Origin of the sequence: Pedobacter sp. GR22-10, assembly GCF_026239715.1 — a bacterium.
GTDB lineage: Bacteria > Bacteroidota > Bacteroidia > Sphingobacteriales > Sphingobacteriaceae > Pedobacter.
In genome coordinates, this window is the sequence record NZ_JAPIVR010000002.1 from 646,304 (window position 1) to 671,342 (window position 25,039).

The following is a 25,039-nucleotide window of genomic DNA, read 5'->3' on the forward strand; positions in this document are numbered from 1 at the left end:
AAGACTGCATTTGTGGTGCTTGCTTTATAAGGTACTGCGTTCACTTTTCAGCTTGTGGTTCGTAGCATGGGACAGTGCTAGTAGGTAGGTAGAAAGGTATTCCGCACTGTCTAAGCTCACGAAAAACAACACGCCATCTCTGCGCTTTGTCATGGTTTTTCTTTTGAGCAAGCGGAGTGCTTCATGAGCCTTCTCTCTATCTTTATCTAGGATTTTGCTTCGCTTTATCCTGGATAAATCTAGTCAGGCTCCACTTCTCAGCTCACCATGCGTAATCGAAAATGCTGCGCTAACGCTTGTGTTAAAACATAGATCGAACCTCGCTGCTTTGCAGCTACCAGTTCTCACACATTTTCTCAGTTCGCAGGTCGGTGAGCATACTTAAATTTGAGTATTTAAGGGCTCCGATATTGGCGATTAAGATTAAATTAATAATTTAGAAACAAATAAATATTAGGCTCTTCATCCGGTCTTCATTCCATAATAGATTGTTTGAGTTTAAGCTTTTTATAAACGTTCGATAAATACAAATTATATGCGTTTCAAACCTGCTATAAATGATTAATGCAGTTTTTTTATTTTTGAGTAGAATACAATTACGAGCTAAAAACCATTACACATACCGATTATTAACATGAAAGTAAATCCATTTAATCCAAACTCACCAACTGGACCAGGAATGTTTACCGGGCGGATAAGAGAAATTGAGACTATTGAACAAATTTTATTTCAAACAAAAGCAAACAAGGGACATGGTTTTTTATTAGTTGGTCAGCGTGGAATTGGGAAGACCTCTCTCCTTAATCTGGTAAAATATCAAGCAGAAGGTAGTATCGATGCTCAAGGACACAAATTAAACTTTCTCGTTATTGAGATAGATATAACTAAAGAAACAACTCTTTACACAATTATAAAAAAGATAGAACTATCGTTGAAGAGGAAACTTGCTAAATCAGAACCGACACGAAAACTCTTTTCTGATATTTGGAATTTTATTGGAAAAGTAGAAGTAGGAGGTGTGAAAGTCAATACCTCAAGGGAATTTGACAAAGAACTCTTTTTTGAAGAGTTCTCTTACTCATTAGCGGATACACTAAAAAGAATAACGGCAAAGACAGGAGATAAATTTGAAACCACCCATGACGGCATTCTACTAATTGTCGACGAAGCTGATAATGCAACAAAAGAACTAGATTTGGGAACATTTCTCAAATTATTAATGGAGAGACTGCAAAAAGAAGGTACTCAACAATTTATGGTTGGTATATCAGGATTACCTAAGACAAAAGATATATTAATTGAAAGCCATCCTTCATCAATTAGGATTTTCGAAGAGCTATATCTAGACAGATTGTCAGATGACGATATTAAGTATGTTATTAAAAGAGTTCTTGATCATTCATTAGCACTGAATGGTAAACGGACTGAAATTGAGAAAGAGGCAGAAAATAACCTAGTTAGATTGTCAGAGGGCTTTCCGCATTTTATACATCAGTATGGTTATTGCGCATTCGAATTGTCTGACGGAGATACAATTATAGAAAAAAATGTACAAGATGGTGCATTTGGAAATAATGGTGCAATTGAAAAAATTGGTGACAAATATTATCGAGATGATTTTTACAACAAAATCAAAGTGGATAGCTATAGACAAGTCCTAATTATTATGGCAGAAAAGCTTGATGATTGGGTTACTAAAAAACACATTAAGAGTAAATTCAAAGGACAAGCGGTAACTTTGGACAATGCAATAAATGCACTAAGGACGCGAGGAATAATTTTATCTAAAGAAGGTTCTCAAGGAACTTACAGATTACAAGACAAAGGATTTGCGTGGTGGATTGTTATGAATCAAAAGAAAGAAGAAAAATAAGATTGCCTAATCTTATATTACGTTATCGCAAATGTTAAGCTAATGTTTTTCAAAAATCCAGTAGCGCAAACCCCAGTATTCCTATAAGGCGATGGCAATATTTCAACGAACTAGATAAATATATGGAGGAAAATTCAATTTTAGAACAACAATGTGAAACGCTTGAAACAGAAGTAAAGAAATTCGCTGACGGACTTCCCTATTGGGCAAAATTCCTTGCAGAAAAAATTTTGTCAGGTAACGCCATTTCAGATAATGATATAGACACTTCGTATTCTCATTTGCTTGAACAGTTAAAACTAAAAGACGAGAGTGAACAACCCGAAATTTCAATTGACTACAATACCGAAAATTCGGGAAATTATAAAACAGATTTACTTCTTTCCAGACTTGAAAATGTCGAAGGCGTAAATGCCTTAACCGAAAACCAAACTATTGAATTTTGTCCAAATCTGACTATTATTTACGGAGCAAATGGTTCAGGAAAATCAGGTTATGTAAGACTTTTAAAAAAGGTATTTTACTCAAAAGCCCCAGAAGAAATCTTGCAAAATGTTCATATTGAAAATGGGAACAAACCTGTTAATGCAAAATTTACCTTTAAATCAAACAATGCTGAAAATTCGTTAGAATTTGCGGATAAAGACAATGCAGAGTTTGAACAATTCGCTGTATTTGATGGAAATAGTGTTTTAAAACACCTTGAAAACAAAAACGAATTTGAATTTAGACCAGCAGGTTTGAGTTTTTTTGCTGATTATACAAATGCTATTATTGGTGTAGAGCAAAAATTAAATGCTGAAATTCAAACGAAACAATTGGGAAATACGGCAAACGATTTATCCGCTTTGTTTGACGGCAATTCGGAAATTAAAACACTTGTTCAAAATCTGAATGCAGAAACAAAAATTGAAGACCTAAAAAAACATACTCCTTTTTCTGATGATGATAAAGGTCAAAAAGAGGCGATACAAAAACAATACGATGAACTTCTTTTAGCTTCAAAAGGAAAGGAAAAAGAAATAAAAAACCTTGAAAGTATTAAAAGTTTGTTGGCCCAAAATAAACAAGCAATTGAAAAACTTAATCAGTTTTTCACAGATGAAGTAATTGAAAAAGTAAAAACAGCTATTTCGGATTATGTTTCAAAAGAAGCGACAGCAAAAACTGAAGGAATTGAGAATTTTAAAACCCATAAAATTGAAAACGTTGGAACAGCGGAGTGGAAAAATTTTATTGTATCTGCCGAAACATTTGCTAAAACACAAAAAGCGGAAAATATATTTTATCCCGAAAATGGTGATAACTGTTTGTTATGCCAACAGCCACTTTCCGATGATGCACAAAAACTAATTTCAAATTATTGGGCTTTTATAAAAAGTATTGCCGAACAAAATGCAAAACAAGCAGAGGAAAAATTGGCTAAAGCAAAAGGAAATTACGAGAATTTAAACTTTGATTTGTTTCCACAAGACAACACGCTTACTGTTTGGCTAACTGAAAAATATCCAAATGAGTTAGAAGCATTAAAACTGAAACTTACGGAGCAAAAAACACTTGCTCAAAACATCATTTCTGATATTCAAAACAAAACAGCAACTGAAAGAACAGAATTACAAATTAGTGTTGGACAACACACAACAATAGAAACAGCTATTGATGCTTCTGTAAAACTGCTAAATGAAGATGAGCAAAGTAAGGAATTGGAAAAATTACTGAACTCAAAAACACTTTTAGAACACAAAGAAAAATTTAATATGCATTTTTCAAAGTTTGAAAATTTTGTCAATAATCAGGTTTGGATTAAAAAAGCCAACAAAGCCGATTATTCAAAACGCAAAGCCACTGATACGGAGAAAGCATTATCAAACAAGTATTTCAATCAAAAATACATTGATGCTTTTAACGAAGAATGTCAAAAACTGAACGGAAATTTTGGAATTGCTATCAATCACACAGGTTCGGCAGGAAAATCGTTCAGACAACTCAAACTAAAAGGAAAAAACCCAAATGCTGTTTTGAGTGAGGGCGAACAAAAAGTAATTGCCATTGCTGATTTTCTTGCAGAAATGCACTTATCGGAATTAAACAAAGGAATTATTTTTGACGACCCTGTTACTTCATTGGATGAAAAACGAAAAAGTGAAATTGCCGAACGACTTACAAGAGAAGCATTGAAAAAACAAGTAATCATTTTTACACACGATTTGGTTTTTGTTTCTTCTTTAATTGGACATTGCAAAGAGAGTAATACTGCAAATGATTGTCATTGGATTGAAAATGTTGGAGGAAATAAACCGGGGACGATATGGCTAAGAAATACACCATCATTTGAAAAAGATTACAAAACATCAGGTAAAGCACAAGGATATTACGATGATGCAAAAAAATCCGCACCTGAACAAAGGGAAGATAAAATCAAAAACGGTTTTGCTGCTTTAAGAACAAGCTATGAAACACAAGTAGTTTTTGGGCTTTTCAAAGGTGTTGTTCAACGCTTTGAGGAAAGAGTAAGTCTAGACAGTCTGAAAAGTGTATTTTTCACAACGGAAATAAGAGACGAGATATTAGATAGCTTTTATCAGTGTTGTCGCTATATGGAAGGACATTCTCATAGTGATAAATATGCTTACAAGAAACCTGAATTGGAAAATCTAAATGAGGAAATACAACGCTTTAACGCAATCAAAAAGAAAATAGCAGATTTAAAAGATAATAAGCCCAGCCCATCACAAGGTTTTGCCAAAACGTAAGCGGTAACCTTAATGACACCGACCCGACAATAAAATTAAACTATGAATAGAACAATACTTTACTACCCGACAATTGATATTCCAAGTAATAGTTGGCTGCGGCACGCCATACTTTATTGGGACGAAGTGAGTTCTATTGTTCCCAAAAGTTATGATAATAGAATGCTTAGTGAGTTATCACCCGATATCCATTATCTGATTGCAGAAGGACAGTTTCGTCCTATAAAGCCAGAAGATTTAATTTATAAGGATGACAATTGGGACGCCTTGCATCAATTTAGGAATGAGTTTACGGAGACTGTCGCATCACCAGCATTTCAACAATTTATTCAGCGACAACAAAAGTCACAATATAGAATTCATATCGACAAAATCGGACGAGATGATGTAGCAAGAATTCATAATAACAAAATAACAGACGGCATCTTTCATTTTTTGGAAGAACAAGGGTTGGCTAAGAGAGATAATAGACAATATGAATGGGTAACTTTTGAAAAACACACTGCATTACTTTATATGTCATTGCTTGCAAAATATCTTGCAGACGTTGATAGTGAACAGACAACCATTGGTACAGATTTATCAACCTATGAAAAATTTAATTTTAAGCGAGTAAAAGAAAAGGAGGGTTTCCCAGTTGTTTCTTTTAACTTAGATAATGTCTTACCATCCCCAAAAGCAAATGTTCCGCTTGAAAAGATTTTAGACTTTAAAAGAAAAAGAGAACAAAATCTGCTGCATTTCAAAAAATATTTATCAGACTTTCAAGTGAAGGTTTCCAAGACGAAATCTCAGGCTGAATTAAAAGAAGTAGCAATAACATTTCAGGAAGGACTGGTTACAGGCGTTGAGGACTTAAAAGCTGTGTTGAGCGACTCAAAAATTGAAAGCGGATTTAAATCATTCAAAGCACTGATAAATCTAAAATCGCCTACAATGTTCGCGACTGCGGGTGCTTTACTAAATGACAAGTTTGACTTAGTTAATTTGCCAGTAAGCCTTGCAAGTATTGGATTAGCGACAATAGGAGCAATTGAATTGACAGGTAACTATATTGAACTTAAAAATAAAGAAAGAGCAAAATTGAGAGAATCACCTTTTTCATACATTTATCAAGCGCAGCGTTATGGGCTTCTAAATAGGACACAACCATTAGGACAATAAAGGCCGCCGCTTACATGGGTTTTGTTTTATGGTGTGCTGTCCCGTACAAAGGCTCAAGTTCAGTTTTCCAATTTGGCTTTTGTAAGGGTTGGGCTGACATTCCCTAGTTTTTCCTTACAACACCAATACCCTAACAGTTATGGGCAAGCTTGAAATCGCCCAAGAAATTATGAATAACAAAATAATAAGTTCCTTTTTAGAAAAATTAATTGATTGGAAAGAATTCGAATTTTTTGTTGCCGATATATATTCTGAATCTAGTGAGGTGATTGTTCAACATGATATAACTTTGCTAGGAAAATCAAATGCCAAAAGACAAATTGATGTTTATATAACTCAAAAAACTAAATTACATACATATACAACAATTGTAGAATGTAAAAGATGGAAAAAACCAGTAACACGACAAGTCATTGATATTTTATTTGCTTCTTTGGAAGACTTAAATGCTAGTAAAGGTGTTATTTTTACTACACATGGTTACGAAGAGGGAGCTATTAAATATGCTAAAAATAAGAATATAGACATTTTTATTGTTAGAGATATTCGAGAGGATGAATATGGTAACCTTGGTAAAACATTTTCATTGTATTTACAGATGCTTCATGCTAGAATAGAAAATTTTGATTTACAAAATTTGAAGTGGTTTTCCCCATTAGGCTTGCCTTTAAGTAAACAACCTCCTAAATTTGATATTCACTTTGCGAAAGAACAAATTTATCCTGAACATCAACAATTAGTTGATTTGAAATTAAATAATGGGCCAAATCTCGTTAAACTTTTGATTGACATACGAGCAGATTTATTAAAAAGAAGATTAGATTCATTTCATTACCTATTACAACCAGAAAGTGACATATTAGAAATAGGATATAAAACACGAATTAAACTCGATTTCACAAATTATAAATATAAGTTTATTAGGCACGATAATGGCTTTATACAATTTGATTCTATCTATTTTGATTTTGTTAATTGCATAGATCAATCCAAAATGACTTTTGATAAAACAGAATCGTTAGATTTTGCATTAATAGTTGAAAATTATATTTCAAAACAGAGAAATTTTGTTTCCAAACCGAAAACTGAATCGAAAATAAAACTATCTGAACCAATTAAAATTGACAACACAGGAATAAATGAATCAGAATTTCTTCAACCAAATAGCATAATTAGGCTCACAACAGAGCACTATGTTAGTTTTGAGTTTAAGAAAGAAACAAAAATCACAGAAACAAAAGATATTGTTGTAAATCTTATTAATCAATAAAGCCTGCATATGTCAAGAAGTTTCGCAAAATTACAGGGTTAATAGATAATTGACTTTCTTCACATATATTTAAACCCATTTGTGAATAAATTGAGCAGGATCATTTCATTATTAAATATTGACGCTTTGTTGTTGATGTTTTAAAAGGTAAAAAGGCTATAAAAAACAACTGCTTGCCTTATAAAGAGACAGGGTTAAATTTGCCACTTCAACTCATTCAGGAAATCTTAACCCTTCAACTTTTGTGTGCATTTTTTTACTCTCTATAAACGCCCGTCTGATATCCTTGGATTTTAAACATCTGTAGGTTGTAAGTGCATTTTAAAATGGAAATTTCGATAATCTATTTAATGATTTAAAGAAAATGCATCAAATGTGAATTGTATCTATTTATTGTCTTGTGGTTTATGTGTTAATATCCAAAAAATAAGCCTCCCCCTTAAAAGAAAGAAATCGATTGAAAGTTGGATATCGTGTGGTGGTGATATAATATCTATCTAACTATAGCACCAATTTAAGCTTCTCCCCTCAACACATTCCAAGAAATTCCGGCATAAACGCTCACGTAGCCACCACACAGGCTATTTATATCCGTTGCTTCTTGATTTAGTTGAGTTGAAAGCTTGGTACATGTGCCATATTTAAATAGATACAACTATGGTACAAGAAACACAGAATTACAAAGTAGCTGAAGTACAGGTAAGCTACAAGCCAGATTACAACATTAGTGAACGTCCTAAGATAACCTCATCTCAACAAACATATTGCCTTTTAAAACAACAATGGGACATGGGTAAGATTGCGTTTCTAGAAGAATTTAAAGTTATACTCCTTAACCGAAGTAACCATGTGTTGGGGATTGTTGAAATATCAATGGGTGGTGTTAGTGGTACTTATGTTGATCCGAAGGTAGTGTTTGCTGTCGCTTTAAAAGGTAATGCATCTGGAATAATACTCACGCATAATCATCCTAGTGGATCAATCAGACCGAGTGAAGCAGATATTAAGTTAACGAAACGATTGGTAGAATGTGGTAAACTACTTGATATTAATGTTTGGGATCACATCGTTTTGAGTGAAAATAGCTACTACAGCTTTGCTGATGATGGGGTGATTTAATTAACTTAGCGACAAATAACATATTATTAACTCCGCTATACTTGTCAATAATATAACTTTAAGTTCTTTAACGAAGAAAATACTGAATTAAATTGGAGTTCAAATTGGCGACAAAACAGCCGACAAAATGAGTGAAAATTGGCGATTTTAGGACAAAATCAGGGGAATTACAGCAAGAAACTGGCTTGAACCAAATTCAAAAATGGTTCAAAAACAGCGAACGCCATCCCAAAAGGTACGGCCATCTTCATTAAATTTTTCCCAACTGTATTTAAAAGGCTCTGATTTTACTAACCAATGGTTCATGCTAATTTGTATTTATTTCGATTATTTCCCCTCAAAACTAAGAAAAGGGAATGGAATAGGTGGCAATTTGGAAAAATTACAGAGTGATTGGAATACTTTATTCTTCAATTTATTTATTATTTTTAGTAAACTCTAGGCTAGGCAGCGCATTAATTCATCAACTTTACAATTAAGTAAAGTTAAAATATAAATTTGTTATTGGAATAATTGTTCTCTAATAATAGTACAAACTCACGCAAAACAAAATACCTTAACTGCATTATATTTTTTCTTTTTTGCAACTTGTCGCCTTTTGAACACTTGTTCTATACTTATCTAAAATTTTTCTGCAATTTGTCTTAGATGATCTAATCATATACTACTTTTCACCTCATCTGCTCAATAAGCAAGATAGTTTCAACAAATATATCGTCTGTATTAGCATCCAAACATAGTAATTCTTGCTATATAATTTTCCTTTGAGATTTTAATTAATTTATAGCCAACATATATATAAAAAGCAACAAACTATTTTTTATAACTAAGATAGATTACTATATTTATACAATTAACAATCTCAACATGTCAATAATATCTTCGCATAAGCCATATTATTTAATAAATTGGCAAATACTAAATGTTGTATTTATTTTAGGAATTCCATTCAACCTATCTATTAAAATTCTTAAACTCTTTTCTAACAACTAATCTTAATTAAATCTATATCCAAAATAAATAAGTAGCCATACTTGGTTTGGAGTAAAATAATAAATATGCGTAAAATCAAAAAAGTCAAAATTGATGGGTTTTGGGAAAACCGATCTGTGGTACTGGACTTTGACAGTGAAATAAATTTTCTTATTGGAGTAAATGGGTCTGGAAAAACTACAATTATTAACTTAATAGCTGCTAGTTTAAAAGCTGATTTCTCAACACTTGATAAAGCTCAGTTTAGTAAAATTCGGGTTGATTTTTTTAGTTTCAACGATAAGCGAAGTTCTGAAGCTTATATTGAAGTGGAAAAGAAAGAAAGAAATGATTCAATGTATCCTAACATTAATTTCAAGATCAAATTGCCTGATCATGCGAAGGCAAAGATTTTTAATTTGAATGAATTAGAAGAAGAAGTGCTTTATCGTTATCCAACAGAATACTTACGACACAAGTTTTATAACATGCATAGTAATTCCGTTGGAAGAGATATTAATTTGGCTTTAGGCGAGCTTGTAAATGTGACTTGGCTATCTATTCATAGGGCAAACAAATTTAATAAAAATTCTGATGACTCTAGCTTTGAGTCTCTTATTGATCAAAAAATTAAGGAATTATCTACTGATTTGATAAAGTATTTTGGAGTACTTGATAAACAATATTCCGTTGAAACAGAAAAATTTCAAAAAAACATATTTTTATCTTTGATTGAAGATGAAAAGGAAGATAAGCTATTGAAGACAGATGACTTAGATCCTGAAAAAGAACAAGAATCTTTGAGGCAAATTTTCTTATTATTCAAGCTCCAAGAATCAGAATTTTCTGACAAACTTGAAAATCATTTTACAGGCTTTAATGATGCTAAAAATGAATTCAATCTAAAAAAGTCAATTTCTGTAAAAAAACTTGCCTATATTTTAGGAACAAGAAGAATTCATTCTATTGTACAGGAGTGGGGAAGTTTAAATGGTAAAAAGAATTTAATCAATAAGCCTAAGATTACGTTTTTAACAGAAGTAAATAGTCTTTTTCAAAATAAACAAGTTTTTATAAATGAAAAAAACGAATTATTGATAAAAACTAAGAGTGGAAAAATATTCTCTTTATTGCAGCTATCTTCGGGTGAAAAACAATTACTTATAATCTTGGGTGAAAGTCTTTTGCAAGAGAATCAAAATCACATATACATTGCAGATGAGCCAGAACTTTCACTGCATGTTGAGTGGCAAGAGAGATTAGTAAGTAGTCTAAAAAATATAAATCAAAATTCCCAAATAATTTTTGCAACTCATTCACCAGATATTGTTGGAAAATTTTATGACTACATATTAAATGTGGAGGAAGCAATTCGATGAGCTTTACTAGAACGATCAGTGGGTTGAACAATCAGCATAGGTTTTATAATGTCGATTTTATTGTCTTCTTAGAAGGCGGGAATGAGTCATATAATAAAGAACAAGTATATCAAGGCAGGTTTTCAACAGAAACGGAAGATATAATTTTCTGGCAACGAATTTTTGAAGTTTTTAGGCCCAATAGAAAATTGAAATTCAAATCAATTGGTTCAAAACAAACTTTAAAAGCTATATCGGAGGATATCCTACAAGGAAATCTGACAAAGATTATTTTAACAATGGATAATGAATTTGACGAAGTTTTAAACCAAAGGATTGATCATCCTCAAATCTATTATACATATGGGTATAGCTGGGAAAATGACATATGGAATAGTGAGATAATAGTTGAGGTTATAAGAGAAATTACAGCTATTAACATTACGTCCGATGAGATAGAATACAATTTTAGCCAATTTTTAAAAAATATCGATTTAGCAGTGAAAGCAGATGGCCATCTCTTTTCAATAAACTCATCTTTCTTCCCAAAAAAAGGTCATCTCTTTTGCGTTAACTGTATGCCAACTGATTTACCTACAATTTTAGAGGAATCAATTGAGAAGAGGTTTGTTGATTTGCAGCTAAATAAAATGGAAATAACAAATTTCGGAACAGCAAATTCTATAACACCGCTGAAATATTGTTATGGTCACTTACTCGCTGATTATTGCTGTCAAGTAGTGATTCATTATATAAAGAAAAGACACAAATTGACATCGATATCAAGAGATATAATTTACAGAATGGGAATAAATAAGTTTTTTATTAATCACTTTACTAATTCCATTTCATTTCAACATTATGAATATCAATTTAGTCAAAAAATTGCCTGATGAAAAATTCATCTTGAACAGTCAATTAAGCAATTAAATCTTCACACCCTCGCTAGCGCACGCGTGCCGCGTGTGAAATAAAATAAACAATTAAAAATGTACACGCGACACGCGTGCGCCAGCAAAGAAATAGGATGAGAAGATAAGAGATAACGTAAATTAGATAGATATACTTACTTATGTGTAATTATGGTTTCCCGTATTGTTAGAAGATTTTATTAAATACCCTCGCTGGCGCACGCGTGCTGCGTGTGAAAGCCCCTTGTTATGTTCTATTAAACTCTTGTGGGCAAATATTACTCTTTTGATGCTTAATATAACAAAGCACACGCGGCACGCGTGCGCCAGCACCAAGATACTACTCCATATTTTTAATCCAATCTAATTAAAATGCATTAATTTCTGGCGGTGAGACACCGCCCTATAGTATGAAAAACATAAATTACTTATTGATGGAATTATTTTATTGCCCCTCGCTGGCGCACGCATGCCGCGTGTAAAGATTTAATTGCTATATTTTTTTTCAACCATTTATATTATCTTTAACACACAATCAACTCTATAAATAGAACGATCATCTACTGTCATTCCCTTAGCTGATCAGTTTAACTCATCCTTTTTATAAAAAAGAAAATGCCTTTTTACCAGCACAGGTATGAACTAAACTTAATTGAATGAGCCGTAAATATAAATTCTATAATAAGGAGGGACTATATTTTGTAAGTTTTGCAACAGTTTATTGGATAGATGTATTTGTACGCCATATATATTGTGATATTTTTGTAGACAGTTTATCTTATTGCAGGAAAAACCTTGGTTTAGAACTCTATTGCTGGTGCATCATGCCCAGCCATGTACATTTGATATTTAGTGCAAAAAACAATAATCCAGCTATTTTATTGGGAAGAATAAAAGAGCATACTTCTAAGGAAATTGTTAGAACAATTATCGAAAACAGTCAGGAAAGCAGAAAAGATTGGCTACTGTGGATGTTTAAACGGGCTGCGTCAAAAAGCAGCAATGTGAAAGGCTATCAATTTTGGCAACACCATAATAAACCAATTGAATTATGGAGTACGCCCGTTATTGAGCAAAAGGCAGATTATTTACATGAAAATCCTGTTGTAGCTGGTTACGTTAACGAGGCATGGCATTGGAAATATAGTAGTGCAATCGATTATAGTGGAGGCAAAGGACTGATAGATTTGGAGGAATTGGGGTAGGCACACGCGGCACGCGTGCGCCAGCAATGAGCAGACTGCAATGCCTGAACTATCAACTGCAACGTCTGAACTATCAACCGCAACGGCTGAACTGTCGACTGCAACGTCTGAACTATCGACCGCAACGTCTGAACTATCGACCGCAACGTCTGAACTGTCGATTGCAACGTTTGAACTATCGACTGCAACGTCTGAACTACCGACTGCAACGTCTGAACTAGCGACTGCAACGTCTGAACTATCAACTGCAACGTCTGAACTATCGACCGCAACGGCTAAACTATCGACTGCAACGGCTAAACTATCGACTGCAACGGCTGAACTGTCGACTGCAAGTATAAAACCGCCTCCATTTATGCCTTTTGAGCAAAAAGATTTCGTGAATGATTTTATTGTATTTATCTTAGCGATGCAGAACAGTAATTAACAATATCTTTTAACTTAATTGGAGAAACATAAAATAAATTAAAAATTTCACAATATTCCTGAGTGAGCGGCTTAGACCCGCATCTTTCAATATCTCTGAAAAGAGTTAATTGTTGTTCTGCAGCACTCAGGAACTTTTTATCAAATGTTATGCAGAACAACAATTGTAAAAACCCAAACACACAGCTCCCAGATCAGGTAGCAGCTGTAAGCGAGTTCCGGAAACTGATTGGCACTTATTTCGAGATGAATAATTTATCAAATGTGAATCAGCTTCTTACCGAAATGCTTAGTTCGTCTATCGGACCCGATCCACGCTCTGGTAAACATACGCCCATCAGCATTGCCAACGCCCTTTATGAGGTAAACAATATCATCCATCTGATCACCAAAACAAAACCTTTGGCCAATGAAGAAGCTTTTCAGCATTACACCAAAAGCCTGGGTTATCACCTGCAGGCCGTTGGCCAATTTGAGGTGGAGCAACATATTGATCTCTTATATCATGGATTAAATGCTTACATCTTTCAGGAAGATGATTTTGAAGGCGCAACCCTAAACTTTTCTGCCGAAATTACCGCATCCTATAAAATGATTTATGATTGGCTGTCAGACTGTAATGACTGGTATACTGCTTTTAAACAAAGAATTCAAATCAATTAATTTGAGTAGCCTCGCTAGCCCTAGCTAGCGCACGCGTGCCGCGTGTGAAAATAAAATTGCTCAAAAAACATACGCGGCACCCTTACGTCAGAAAATAGCTATAAAGATTGCTTCACCTCGCTAGCGCACGCGTGTCGCGTGTGAAAATATAAATTGCTTAAAATGCACACGCGCCCCCCTTACGTCAGCAAATAGCTATAAAGATTGCTTCACGCCATCGCTCATCCCTCGCTAGCGCACGCGTGCCGCGTGTGAAAATATAAATTGCTCCAAATGCACACGCGACACGCATGCGCCAGCAAATGACGATACCGCCGGAGATTACCTTTTTTCTCTAAGTGATTTCACCAGGTAAAGCTGCCAGACGGGCGGAAATATAATCACTTTATTTTCCTGCCAAACGCGCACTAAAGGATCAATCACCACTTCTTGCTGAAGTGCCGACACCTCACTTGTTGTGGCCATCTCCATGATCTGATCCATTATTTTTGCGGCCTGTCGTTTATCTTTTTTTTCTGCAGCCCATTTGGCAAAAGCAATTAAAGACGTAATTTTGCTATCAAACAATACATATTTGGGAATAATGCCCGTGCCATCTTCCCCCTCATCAAACAGGTATAAAATTCTTTGCGGGTCCTGCGCTAAAAATTTTTCAGGAAACTCTGCCATTACGAAATCAAAATAGCTGTTCTGTTTTAGTCCTGCAATCAGGTTTTCCAGATGGCTTTTCAGTACTTTTTCCGATTGTTTCAGATCGAATTTCCAGCTTCCCCAGCTGCTTAAATGTCTGTTTTTTTCGGTAAAATCGTCGTTAAGCCAGCCAGACAACTCATGATAAAAATGCCAGTTCTCCGGCAAAAGTGAAGGTTGCTTTTCCTGCCATTTTAAAATCAGGCTGTGCTGCAGCGCAAGTTGGCAGAACAAGGTATTTTCTTCCCTGTCCAGCTGAAGCTGAATAAAGCAGCGGTGTCCCGGGCCACCAAACTGATCATCTTTCAGATCCTGGTACCAGCGCCAGGTTTTTTCAGGGGCGATCTCCACGTATGTCCAGTTCAAAGGAGCCAGATATCCATCAATGGTGGGTAGTATCATGGCTGTTTTCGCTGGTCCTGCTTCCATTGCACCCTGGTCTTTACGGTATGCAGCTTCTAGCTGAAGGGTATCTTTTGAAAAATCAAGCAGGTAACGGATCTTGTAGCTTTCCTCCAGGCTTTCAGTGCCCGTCAGATTAGTTTTCACCCCGGGGAACGATAAATAATCTCCACTGGCCGGGCTCACTTTCTGCCGGTCCAGCTGGTTGCGTACCGCGATAGCCCGAAGTTCGGATAAATGGGTATCGTTCAAGATACCTTCAAAAGAATCGGGGATGCCTTCGCTTGCGCCGAAATCGCCCGCTAAAACAGCATTGGCAAATAAATTATACCACTCCTTTAACACATCCGTTTGCTGTTGCTTTTCAGCTTCCAGCATAACGATTTTCACGAGTTGAGGAATCGAAAACTGTTGCGGAGGCTGTTGATCTGCTTTGGGCAGGATATCAAGTTCACATAAACGTTTCCAGAATATCTCGCCGGCATCAACATACAAGTACATGGCCCCATTTTCGCTTTGTGCATAGGCTAACGCATTTTGATCCTCATCACATACCCAATCGCCATCCTCATCCGCCGGCAGCTGTGCTTCGGTTATGCCCAGCTGGGGATATTCTGCCACCGGGATCCGATAAACGAACCGGTTTTTTAACAGGATATCCATTACCCTGAAGTGGGTATAGCTGGTATCGAAAAATGCTTCGAATTGGTACAGGTTAAATAAAATATCCCTTTTGGCCATTAAATCATGATCGGAAGACTGGTCTGCCAGATGAGTGGTTTCTTCCACCAGATCTTCAATTTCGTGCATGGACATGGCTACTTCCGGTTTAGGTCAGTAATCAATAATGGATTGTCCTTTTTTAAATGGTCAATCAGTTCTTTTACGGCATCTGTAGTTGGATTTTGTTTGAGTTTTTCTACTTCTGTATTGGTAATGCCCACCATTTGCAGAAAGCTCACTTCCCCATGTGGGGTCTGGATTTTGCCCAGTTCAGGATCAAGCGCAAAAACAAAGCCGGTGATTTCAGTTTCTGTATCCAGGCGGATGGGTCCGTTGGCCGGCACAAAATGGTTTTCTTCAAACCACTTCCCACTTGTAAATACGTAACGTGCCAGGTTATTCATCACCTGTATGGCCCAGATGGGATCATGCTGATCATCCTGAAAAGGCAGCAACCGGAAGGTCAACTCAAAACCCCATTTGCTAAATTCGCCACCGGCCTTTTCTTCATCGTAATACAGCTCACTCAGCCCATAACTTACAATATGGCGGTGAAACTCCTGGTGGTTGCTGTCGTAAATACTGGCACCATCTATCGGATCGCTGCCACCTGCCGCATAATGCAGCCCGCACAAAGGTGGATAATGGCGGGGTTCTGTATCGCCGTAAATCTGATCCAGTTGATCATCAATGGCCAGCCAGCCGGGGCTATCTTCTGTTGTAAATTGTTGTTGATATGTTGCTTTATCCATGGCATTTGCTTTTATCTTCCGCAAAAGGGAAGCATGTTTGAATGAATTGCTTATGAAACGGATCGGTAGCCACATGGGTACCCGTCCGCTCCTGTTGTTAGTCGGTAATCATGCCGTGGCCCTGCTAGCCTATGATATGTCCATCGTCGTCACTTACCCTTACCAGCTTACCTTTTTGATTAAATACCAGTTGCAGGCCATGTTCCTGTTCCCACTCACACCTGAAAATTAAACGGAGGTATACGCCCTGATCTTCATAAGGCTCACGGGTCACATAAATTTCCAATGGCGTTACATAATTCCATATGTCGCGGGGGTCTTTAATATCCCACAGCGCCTGGTCAGCTTCATCATAACCTACGGCATCTAAGAAATCCATACAGTTTTGATAAACATAGGTGCTCATGGCTTCCCGGTCCTGTGGTGTTTTGGCTAAAAAATTACGGATGGTTTCGTCGGCTGCTTCCATCAGCTTTTCATCTTCATTTGGATTGTAATCGGTAATGGTAAAGGTCATTTCCTCCTGATCCAGAAAGGCTATTTTCTGCGGCGCTGATACCCACCAGTCATCAAAGTCGGCATTTTTCAATACGCCAATCACGGTAGATTTCACTTCCGTCTGGGTAATGGGTACTTTTTTCTTTTGCAGTGGAATTTCATTGCTGAGGCCCGCAAAAGCGGCTTCTTTTTCTGCATCCGTTTTAGGGGCATAACTTTCCAGCCTGGCGAACAATTCCTTCACGTTGGTTACCCGGGTCATTTCCCTGCTGGAAATGGTAATGGCTATATCCTGGATATGCTGATCATACCTCACCGATAACATGTTATAGTGCAAATGGGTAGGCAGCTCAAAAAAGAAGTATGAGCTATAGGTATAGTAAGCCAGGCACATCCTGTAAGCTTCAGAAGGGTTTACAGGATCATCCGGCGAACAGTTTAATGTGGGGTGGTATTGGCGGATGATGAACAGCGTTTGCCCGTCAGGGCTGAGTGCCGATAAGGGATAGTTTTTCAAAAACGCCCTCAGATTTTTATCATTACCGTATAAAAGATATTCTCCTGGATTTTCTATTTCCCAACCTGTCATGTCCATGTGTTTTAAGTGAATAATTTATTAATCAGGTTTTAAAATTTACCTTTTAGCATTTGCTGCGCCAGGAAATACCGGAACGCCATCTACCGATAAGGTTTTGACATATACACTGAGGTGAGGCCACCAGATGGCTTCATTGGTGCTGTAAAAACTTTCAGATGCCGAGGCCACCTCCCAGTCGGTAAAGGTGATGATGCGCGGCTTATCTGAGGCTTTCGCGGCTACAATGCTGATTTCTCCCTTTACACCCTTTACGGTTCCGGCCACCCATTTCAGCAGAAATTCATCTGCATTTTGTGCCAGTTCCAAAATCAGGGTACAATTGCCATCGTTTGCAAACTTTCCTTCTTTTTGCAGGGCGAAGGGTTTGCTGACGGAATAGCTGCTTCCCAGAAGCTTGTAATGATGGGTGGTGTTGGAAGCCTGATCTGTAATTTTCAAATCTATTTTCACACCTGGTGTCTGGCCATCTTCAGGGCTTTGTGCCTGTGCGCCAGATCCCAGAAACAGCAATAAAAATACTATGGCCTGGCCATAGTATTTGAGCGCCGTACAAACATGTACTGTTCTGAATATCCGGTTCATCGCTGTTTTCTTTTAAATGTTTCCTGGTTTCTCTGAAGCAAAATTGAATCTTCCTTCAAATATTTTTCCAATAATCGGAACAGGTTTCTCCACCTCATTGTTTGCGGCAATAACGCCAAGTAATAACAACAGGAATGGAATCAATAAAACAATATAAAAGATAAAACCTAGTGAAGGAATAATCGCCAGAATGATGCTGCTGGCAATACTGAGCACAAAGGAAGTAATAATGATGCCCAGCGATTGGCCCAGATGATAATTCACCAGTCTGCTTTTTTCAGGAGATTTTTTAAACTCCAGATAAGAAATGATCCACCCGATGAGGGTAATGTAGGCTACTATGGCCATGGTCTTGTTTTTCATGATATGGTGTTTTTAAGTAAATGAATAGGACAAAATTAGGCAGGAGTGCTTCCTGTACCAAGAAAACAGTGTCTACTCCCCGACTACGGCCAAAAAAATTAGCGTCTACAATTCGTCTACAACTTTCTTTAAACCACTTGAGTTCAAGCGTTTGCCGGAATATGATTTTTTCCGGAATTATTTCTTTTTTCTATTTTTGAGGCATGCAGATTCCCGTAAAATCATTATGCTTAATGATATCCTTTTTCTTTATTGTCATTACCCATGCATCAGGACAGAAAATATATCTGGATTCGCTAAACCATTTACTGAACCAGGAAGATCTCGCCCCGGCCAGGCGTGTAAATATTTTATGTAAGCTGGCGAAAGCCAATTTTGAACAGCAGCTGCCCCTTTCTTTTAAGCAGGCCAATGAAGCCCTGAAGATTAGCCGGACTTTGCCTGACGGGCAAGGGAAAGCCATGGCCTTCGCTACACTGGTGCATTTATATGTGTGGAAAAAGGAGCTAAAAAATGCCTATGCCAGTCGTGATAGTGCCATGTATTATGCCCGCAAAACAAAAGATCGGGTAACACTGGGTTTTGTATGGTTCAGAAACGGCTGGTTAGACCTCGTTAATGATCAGAATGACCAGGCCGCCAGTAAACTACTGAAAGCCATTGATTATTTTAAAGGACAAGATGCTGCAGAATATGAAAGCACGGCTTACCACTACCTGGCCAGCATATATAGCTATGGTAACAACCCGGCCAGACAACAAAAATATGCCGGTTTATGCTACCAGGCCGCACTGGCGAGCCAACAGGTAGACCAATTGAACAGTGCTTATTTTACCATCGGACAGACTTATTTTGACCGGTTTAAACAGCAGCCTGCTCAACGCAACCTGCTCGATTCTGCCTTAACCATTTATAAAAAATCATTGCTGCTTGCCCAAAAGCAGGAAGGACGCCTGGTTTTAAGAAGCAACACAGCAGCCATTGCCCTGAATACGGCCAACATTTATTTTCAATATTTTCCAGACCGGTATCGCGACAGCGCAGAGCAATATGTGAACCTGGCCATTGAAATTGCCACCAAAACCAATTTGCAGGAGGTATTACTTAATTGCTATGGCTTAAAAAGCGAATATGCCATGCGCGACGGGCATTATGACGAGGCTGAAAAGATTTTATTGAGCGGACTAAATGCCACGGCAAATGAAGTAGTGAGCATGCCTCTAACTAAAGCCCGGATCTTCCAGGGCCTCTCAGGCATTGCCGAAAAAAAGGGAGATGCCAAACTTGCGCTAAATTACCTGAAACAGTATTTCGAGTTTTATAAAAAGGCCTTTAATGAAGAGAAGATCAACAGCATTACCCGGGTAGAGGCACAATATCAAACGGCAAAAAATGAACAGGAAATTGCTTATCTGCATCAGGAGGCCTTATTTGCTAAAAAACGGACCACCTTTTATGTGCTGCTGGGCATTATGGGGATAGCCGTTCTGCTGTTTCTGCTGCGCGCATACAATTTTAAGTTAAAGGCATCCATCAGAAAGCAGGAGTTGATAGATAAGGAGAAAACGGCTGCCGAATTAAGGGCACAGCTCAAAGAGGCAGAGGCCATGCAATTGCAAACCGAACAGGTTTTGCTTAAAGAGCGCCAGGATAGGTTACAAAAGGAAGTGCTGGCAGGAACCTTGCAGATTGAAGAGAAGAATGAATTGCTGGAACAGCTCTCCGGAAAGGTTGATGCAGCGAATCACCTTTCTTTTGATGCGCAAATGAAACGGATTCTGAACCAGCAAAAGAAAATGGATAAGGATTTCGAAGCCCAGAAAACAGATTTTTTTGAAACCAATCCTGCTTTTTTTGAACGCCTGCAACAACAGGCCAACCAAAGCCTCACCAGGCTTGATTTAAAATATTGCGCCTACATGCTGATGGGGTTATCAAATAAGGAGGTATCTGCACGTTTGGGCATTGAACCTAAAAGTGTACGCATGAGCCGCTACCGGATTAAACAAAAGCTCGGGCTTGGAAAAGATGATGACCTGAATGTATTTCTACAGAACCAAAGTTAAAAAGTACAGATACATGACGCAGATGTTACTGTCCCGCTTCTGCAGAAACTGCTGTCATCATCGGGAAAATGTAGCAATAAGCAACGCTCTTGTAAGCTGTTAAGCTTAAAGGTACTGAACCTAATTCAGCATGACAAATCAATTGGAGAATCTCCTCAAAAGTTACTAACGCTATTTAAAAATAAAATAATAAGAGTTAGCAACTTTAAAAATTTATCTGCAAAGAAAATCACTAATCTATCGTAAAATACCGCAGCCCAAGCGTAGTGCTGTTTGCCTTTCTCACTTTATTTGCCAGGTCTTTATCTTCTGAAAGTTTCTTTTCATAGGATGGAATCATCTCTTTCATTCTTGATTGCCACTCTGGCGTAGCCATTTGCTGGGGGAAGCATTTTTTCAACAGCGTAATCATGATGTCAACAGAGGTTGATGCACCTGGAGAAGCACCTAATAAGGCCGCCAAACTACCATCTTCTGCACTGACCACTTCTGTTCCAAATTGTAGTAAACCGCCTTTCTTTTCATCCTTTTTAATAATCTGAACCCGTTGTCCGGCAGTTTCAAGTTTCCAATCGGAAGCCTTTGCTGCTGGAAAATATTCCTTCAGGGCGTTTAAACGCTCCTCATCGGATTGTGTAACCTGACCAATTAAATATTTAGTCAGCGGGATGTTATCTGCTCCGGCCGACATCATTGGCCAGATGTTTTTTAAGGTAATGGAGCGGGTTAAATCTAAATAAGATCCTTGTTTTAAAAATTTGGAAGAAAAGCCTGCATAAGGGCCAAAAAGTAATGCTTTTTTACCATTAATAATTCGTGTATCCAGATGTGGCACCGACATAGGTGGTGCCCCTACTCCTGCTTTGCCATAAACCTTTGAAATGTGTTTCGCTATAACCTCCTGATTGTTGCAAACCATCCATTCACCACTTACCGGAAAGCCACCAAAGCCCTTCCCTTCCGGAATTTTAGATTTCTGCAGCAGCCTTAAAGCACCACCACCGGCACCGATAAATACAAATTTTGCCTTGATATTGCGCTCCTTCTCTGTTTTATTATCCAATACGGTAACCAGCCAGGTACCATCGTCCAGGCGTTTAAGATTTTTCACCTCATGATTCAGCGCTACCTTTACCCCGTTTTCCTTTTTCAATGAGGCCACCAGTCCCCTTGTTAAGCTTCCGAAATTAACATCGGTACCAATAGCCATATAGGTTGCAGCAACCTTTTGTTTTCTGTTTCTTCCCGTCATAACCAAGGGCATCCACTTGGCAAGGGTATCAAAATTTTCAGAATATTGCATGCCTTTAAACAGCAGTTGCCTGCTCAACACATCATATCTTTTCTTCAGGTATGCTACATTTTTATTTCCCCAGACAAAACTCATGTGCGGCACATTATTGATGAAAGATTTGGGTTCAGGGAGCTTACCCTTAGTGACCATATACGCCCAGAACTGTTTTGAAATTTCAAATTGTTCATTGATGGAAATAGCTTTGTTAAATTCTATGGTTCCATCCGGACGTTGTGGTGTATAGTTCAGTTCACAAAAGGCAGAATGGCCTGTTCCGGCATTATTCCAGGCATCTGAGCTTTCTGCAGCCACCAGGTCCAACCGCTCGTAAATATTGATTTTCAATTTAGGATTCAATGTTTTCATCATTGCGCCAAGTGTTGCACTCATTACACCGGCACCAACCAATACCACATCGGTTTCTTCATCAGCACTTTTATTTTTGCAGCCTACACTAAAACCTGTTAACAGGATCAGCAGGTATGTGATTAATTTTTTCATCTTTTTATTCATTTTTATTTTTAAACGCGTACGTTAAGATTCACTTTTTGAAATAATTAGCGCGGCAATGGCATGTCCAACTGTGTTGGTAATGGCCCTTGCTTCACTCATAAACCGATCAATGCTCAATAAAATAGCTAAACCTTCTACCGGAATTTGATGTATGCTGCCTACCGTAGTTACCAGGGCTAAAAATCCTGTTCCGGGAATACCCGATGCACCTTTGGAGGTGAGTAAAATAATGACCACAATACCCGCGAGCTCCGTTAAGGAAAAACTTACATTGTAAAGCTGTGCGAGAAAGATGACCGACATCCCCAGGTAAATACAGGTTCCATTCAGATTGAGCGAATTTCCGGTAACGGTAACCAACCTCACCACCGGCGTTTTCAAGCCTATTTTCTCCAGTTTTTCGAGAAGCAACGGAATAACGGAACTGGAAGATGATGTTCCCAGGGCATATAGCAATTCATTTTTGATCAACCCTAAAAAGGTATAAAGATTTACCTTCAAACCTGCCAGTAAAGATCCTAAAATCAGTGCGATGAACAAGAACATCGTAATGTAGGTTCCGGCCAGCAGCTTACCGATAGGCACCAGGGTATCCAGTCCAAAACGCCCTACGGTATAGGCAATACCACTAAAGGTAATGACAGGCGCCAATAGAAAAAGGTATCGTAATACCCGAAGTACCGTGGATTTGAGGTGTTCAAAAATGTTGACCACCGCGTCACGATTCGCTAAACGGTTGATTAGAATACCAATGGCAACGGCCAAAACAAATAACAGCAGCATACCATTTTGCATCACAAATTTAAGCCAGCCTTCATAATAAGTGGTCATTACCTTTGCAGGTTCAATAGATTCCACTAAACTACGGTCTATCTTTCCCGGGTGAATAATCAATGCACTGCACATTCCAAAAATAATGGCCAGTGTACTCACCACTGCAAAATAAAGAATCGCTTTTGCAGTAATCCTTCCGGCCAGCTTAAGGTTTTCCAAACTTCCGAACACGCTTACAATGCTTAGAAATATAACAGGCGGTACAAAAGGCTCAATCACCAGCACAAATAAACTTCCCACCCACTGCAACCTGACCGCAAAATGCGGAAAGCAGACACCAGCCAGGGCACCCAATATAATGGCTACAAATATTTGTAAGCTAAGGGTTTTGTTTAGCTTATCAATAACCAGGTCTGTTTTGTCTATTAGCCTCAAATGATTTCGATTGATCTTCAATATAGCAATATTTCTATACAAATGATGGGGCCGCATCTTTCATTACCTTACTGGCCAATTCGGCATAGCCAGAGAAATGATGTTCAAACAATAGCGCCAGATCCATTGCTTTCCGGTCATATTCATGCACATCTTCCCAAAGGTTTCTGGGGTTAAGGATATCTGCCGGAACTGCCGGACAATCCTGAGGTACAGCAAATTTGAAGACTGGATGATTTTCGTATGGAACATGTTGCAGATCTCCCTTCATGGCGGCGGTAATAAGTGCCCTGGTATATTTCAGACTGATTCTGTTTCCGGTTCCGTAAGCGCCTCCAATCCATCCGGTATTGACCAGCCACACCTTAATATCAGGATTAGCATCCAGTTTGCGACCTAACAATTCAGCATATTTAAGCGGATGAAGGGGAAGAAAAACTCTCCCAAAACAAGCTGAAAAAGTAGATTGCGGTGTGGAAACGCCCATTTCCGTACCGGCTACCTTTGAGGTGTATCCTGATATAAAATGATACATGGCCTGCCCCTTATCCAGCCGGCTGATGGGAGGTAAAATACCAAAGGCATCGCAGGTCAGGAAGAAAATGTTCCTGGGTGTTCCGCCTGACGATCCCTTTTTGGCATTGTGAATAAAATCAATGGGATAGGCCACTCTGGTATTTTCGGTTTTAGTGATATCAGAAAAATCAATCACCCCGTTGGATGGGTTTATCACCAGGTTTTCTAAAAGTGCGCCGGGTTTAATGGCTACAAAAATTTCAGGTTCTTTTTCGGGGTTAAGATCTATTGCCTTGGCATAACAGCCCCCTTCAAAATTAAAAATTCCTTCGTCAGACCAACCATGTTCATCATCGCCGATTAATGCACGACCGGCATCTGCACTTAATGTTGTTTTGCCTGTTCCTGATAAACCAAAAAACAATGATACATCGCCATCCATCCCTTCATTTGCAGAACAATGCATGCTGAGTACGCCTTTTTCTTCCGGCAAAATATAATTCAACACGCTGAAAATCCCTTTTTTCATCTCTCCCGTATAAGCCGTTCCACCAATCAGAATAATTTTACGGGTGAAGTTCACTACCGTAAAGTTTTTAGAACGTGTACCATCTTGTTCAGGATCGGCTTCAAAACCGGGGGCTTGTAAAATCAGCCAGTCCGTTTCACCAGCTGTCTTCTGCTGTATTTCTGGCCTTAAGAACAAGTTATGGCAAAACAGATTTGCCCAGGGCGTTTCATTCACCACCCTAATGCTTAGGGCATATCTCGGGTCGGCGCAGGCATAAGCATCTCTCACCCAAACTTCTCTTTCAGCCAGGTAGGCCCGCATTTTGCTATACAAGCCATAAAAGTGAGCCTGAGCAATAGGCCTGTTCACGTCGCCCCAATCGATGGTTTCTCTTGTCGTATCGTCAATTACCGTAAATTTATCCTTAGGAGAACGGCCTGTAAAAGTGCCTGTATCCACACAAAGTGCACCACGGTTACTCAAACAACCTTGCCCGCGTTCCAGCGTTTGGCTGATCAGTTCTTCTGCACTTAACTGGTAATGCACCTGCTTGCCATACATGCTGAACCTTAATTCATTGAATGTTTCTGAAGTATTCATTTGATTGG

20 protein-coding genes and 1 pseudogene are annotated in these 25,039 nt (G+C 38.0%); 11 read left to right on the top strand and 10 right to left on the bottom strand.

Annotated elements, in window-relative coordinates; all coding sequences use genetic code 11:
- Positions 1 to 24 precede the first annotated feature (24 nt).
- Positions 25 to 153, bottom strand: a complete 129-nt coding sequence (locus tag OQX64_RS10220) for a hypothetical protein (RefSeq protein ID WP_265818698.1) — start codon at positions 151 to 153, stop codon at positions 25 to 27.
- 481 nt (positions 154 to 634) lie between these two features.
- Here OQX64_RS10220 and OQX64_RS10225 point away from each other — a divergent pair, with 481 nt between their 5' ends.
- From OQX64_RS10225 to OQX64_RS10245, 5 genes are all read left to right on the top strand, one after another.
- Positions 635 to 1,873, top strand: coding sequence for an ATP-binding protein (locus OQX64_RS10225; protein WP_265818699.1), 1,239 nt, complete (start codon positions 635 to 637; stop codon positions 1,871 to 1,873).
- 122 nt (positions 1,874 to 1,995) lie between these two features.
- The gene (locus tag OQX64_RS10230) at positions 1,996 to 4,626 is read left to right on the top strand and encodes an AAA family ATPase (protein WP_265818700.1); all 2,631 of its coding nucleotides are present in this window, start codon (positions 1,996 to 1,998) and stop codon (positions 4,624 to 4,626) included.
- A 42-nt stretch (positions 4,627 to 4,668) separates the two neighbouring features.
- Positions 4,669 to 5,790 carry a DUF6236 family protein gene (locus OQX64_RS10235; RefSeq protein WP_265818701.1) on the top strand — a complete coding sequence of 374 codons (1,122 nt, stop codon included), beginning with the start codon at positions 4,669 to 4,671 and terminating at the stop codon, positions 5,788 to 5,790.
- A gap of 139 nt (positions 5,791 to 5,929) precedes the next feature.
- The gene (locus OQX64_RS10240) at positions 5,930 to 7,060 is read left to right on the top strand and encodes a restriction endonuclease (RefSeq protein ID WP_265818702.1); all 1,131 of its coding nucleotides are present in this window, start codon (positions 5,930 to 5,932) and stop codon (positions 7,058 to 7,060) included.
- A 657-nt stretch (positions 7,061 to 7,717) separates the two neighbouring features.
- Entirely contained in the window at positions 7,718 to 8,179 is a 462-nt protein-coding gene (locus OQX64_RS10245; RefSeq protein ID WP_265818703.1) for a JAB domain-containing protein, read from the top strand.
- A 216-nt stretch (positions 8,180 to 8,395) separates the two neighbouring features.
- Here OQX64_RS10245 and OQX64_RS22440 read toward each other — a convergent pair.
- A pseudogene (locus OQX64_RS22440) lies at positions 8,396 to 8,485 on the bottom strand (EVE domain-containing protein); the annotation flags it as partial.
- A 752-nt stretch (positions 8,486 to 9,237) separates the two neighbouring features.
- On the opposite strand from OQX64_RS22440, the gene OQX64_RS10255 reads away from it, so the two are divergent.
- The 5 genes from OQX64_RS10255 to OQX64_RS10275 all read left to right on the top strand — a co-directional run bounded on the left by OQX64_RS10255 (position 9,238) and on the right by OQX64_RS10275 (position 13,714).
- Positions 9,238 to 10,530 carry an AAA family ATPase gene (locus OQX64_RS10255; protein WP_265818704.1) on the top strand — a complete coding sequence of 431 codons (1,293 nt, stop codon included), beginning with the start codon at positions 9,238 to 9,240 and terminating at the stop codon, positions 10,528 to 10,530.
- Entirely contained in the window at positions 10,527 to 11,402 is an 876-nt protein-coding gene (locus tag OQX64_RS10260; protein WP_265818705.1) for a DUF4435 domain-containing protein, read from the top strand. The genes OQX64_RS10255 and OQX64_RS10260 overlap by 4 nt, the downstream gene beginning before the upstream one ends.
- A 674-nt stretch (positions 11,403 to 12,076) precedes the next feature.
- A complete protein-coding gene (locus OQX64_RS10265; RefSeq protein WP_088302025.1) occupies positions 12,077 to 12,625 on the top strand; it encodes a transposase in 549 nt (182 codons plus the stop codon).
- A 40-nt stretch (positions 12,626 to 12,665) separates the two neighbouring features.
- Positions 12,666 to 13,052 carry a hypothetical protein gene (locus OQX64_RS10270; protein WP_265818706.1) on the top strand — a complete coding sequence of 129 codons (387 nt, stop codon included), beginning with the start codon at positions 12,666 to 12,668 and terminating at the stop codon, positions 13,050 to 13,052.
- A 149-nt stretch (positions 13,053 to 13,201) separates the two neighbouring features.
- Positions 13,202 to 13,714 carry a hypothetical protein gene (locus OQX64_RS10275; RefSeq protein ID WP_265818707.1) on the top strand — a complete coding sequence of 171 codons (513 nt, stop codon included), beginning with the start codon at positions 13,202 to 13,204 and terminating at the stop codon, positions 13,712 to 13,714.
- A gap of 321 nt (positions 13,715 to 14,035) precedes the next feature.
- On the opposite strand, the gene OQX64_RS10280 is transcribed toward OQX64_RS10275, so the two are convergent.
- The 5 genes from OQX64_RS10280 to OQX64_RS10300 form a co-directional block, all read right to left on the bottom strand.
- Positions 14,036 to 15,622, bottom strand: coding sequence for a hypothetical protein (locus OQX64_RS10280; RefSeq protein ID WP_265818708.1), 1,587 nt, complete (start codon positions 15,620 to 15,622; stop codon positions 14,036 to 14,038).
- Between the two features lie 2 nt (positions 15,623 to 15,624).
- On the bottom strand, positions 15,625 to 16,281 hold the full coding sequence (locus tag OQX64_RS10285; RefSeq protein WP_088302880.1) for a suppressor of fused domain protein: 657 nt from the start codon (positions 16,279 to 16,281) through the stop codon (positions 15,625 to 15,627).
- A 124-nt stretch (positions 16,282 to 16,405) separates the two neighbouring features.
- The gene (locus tag OQX64_RS10290) at positions 16,406 to 17,368 is read right to left on the bottom strand and encodes a DUF6985 domain-containing protein (RefSeq protein ID WP_265818709.1); all 963 of its coding nucleotides are present in this window, start codon (positions 17,366 to 17,368) and stop codon (positions 16,406 to 16,408) included.
- A gap of 45 nt (positions 17,369 to 17,413) precedes the next feature.
- The gene (locus tag OQX64_RS10295) at positions 17,414 to 17,959 is read right to left on the bottom strand and encodes a hypothetical protein (RefSeq protein WP_265818710.1); all 546 of its coding nucleotides are present in this window, start codon (positions 17,957 to 17,959) and stop codon (positions 17,414 to 17,416) included.
- A gap of 12 nt (positions 17,960 to 17,971) precedes the next feature.
- Positions 17,972 to 18,322, bottom strand: coding sequence for a DUF4870 domain-containing protein (locus OQX64_RS10300; protein ID WP_265818711.1), 351 nt, complete (start codon positions 18,320 to 18,322; stop codon positions 17,972 to 17,974).
- Between the two features lie 233 nt (positions 18,323 to 18,555).
- Between OQX64_RS10300 and OQX64_RS10305 the strand changes: the two genes are divergently transcribed.
- On the top strand, positions 18,556 to 20,388 hold the full coding sequence (locus OQX64_RS10305) for a LuxR C-terminal-related transcriptional regulator (protein WP_265818712.1): 1,833 nt from the start codon (positions 18,556 to 18,558) through the stop codon (positions 20,386 to 20,388).
- Between the two features lie 232 nt (positions 20,389 to 20,620).
- Here OQX64_RS10305 and OQX64_RS10310 read toward each other — a convergent pair whose 3' ends face one another.
- From OQX64_RS10310 to pckA, 3 genes are read right to left on the bottom strand one after another with little or no spacing between them, the layout of a single operon-like run.
- The gene (locus OQX64_RS10310; protein WP_088302953.1) at positions 20,621 to 22,183 is read right to left on the bottom strand and encodes a malate:quinone oxidoreductase; all 1,563 of its coding nucleotides are present in this window, start codon (positions 22,181 to 22,183) and stop codon (positions 20,621 to 20,623) included.
- 33 nt (positions 22,184 to 22,216) lie between these two features.
- The gene (locus OQX64_RS10315) at positions 22,217 to 23,404 is read right to left on the bottom strand and encodes a cation:dicarboxylate symporter family transporter (RefSeq protein ID WP_265818713.1); all 1,188 of its coding nucleotides are present in this window, start codon (positions 23,402 to 23,404) and stop codon (positions 22,217 to 22,219) included.
- Positions 23,405 to 23,438: 34 nt separating this feature from the next.
- Positions 23,439 to 25,031, bottom strand: a complete 1,593-nt coding sequence (gene pckA / locus OQX64_RS10320; RefSeq protein WP_265818714.1) for a phosphoenolpyruvate carboxykinase (ATP) — start codon at positions 25,029 to 25,031, stop codon at positions 23,439 to 23,441.
- Positions 25,032 to 25,039: the final 8 nt, after the last annotated feature.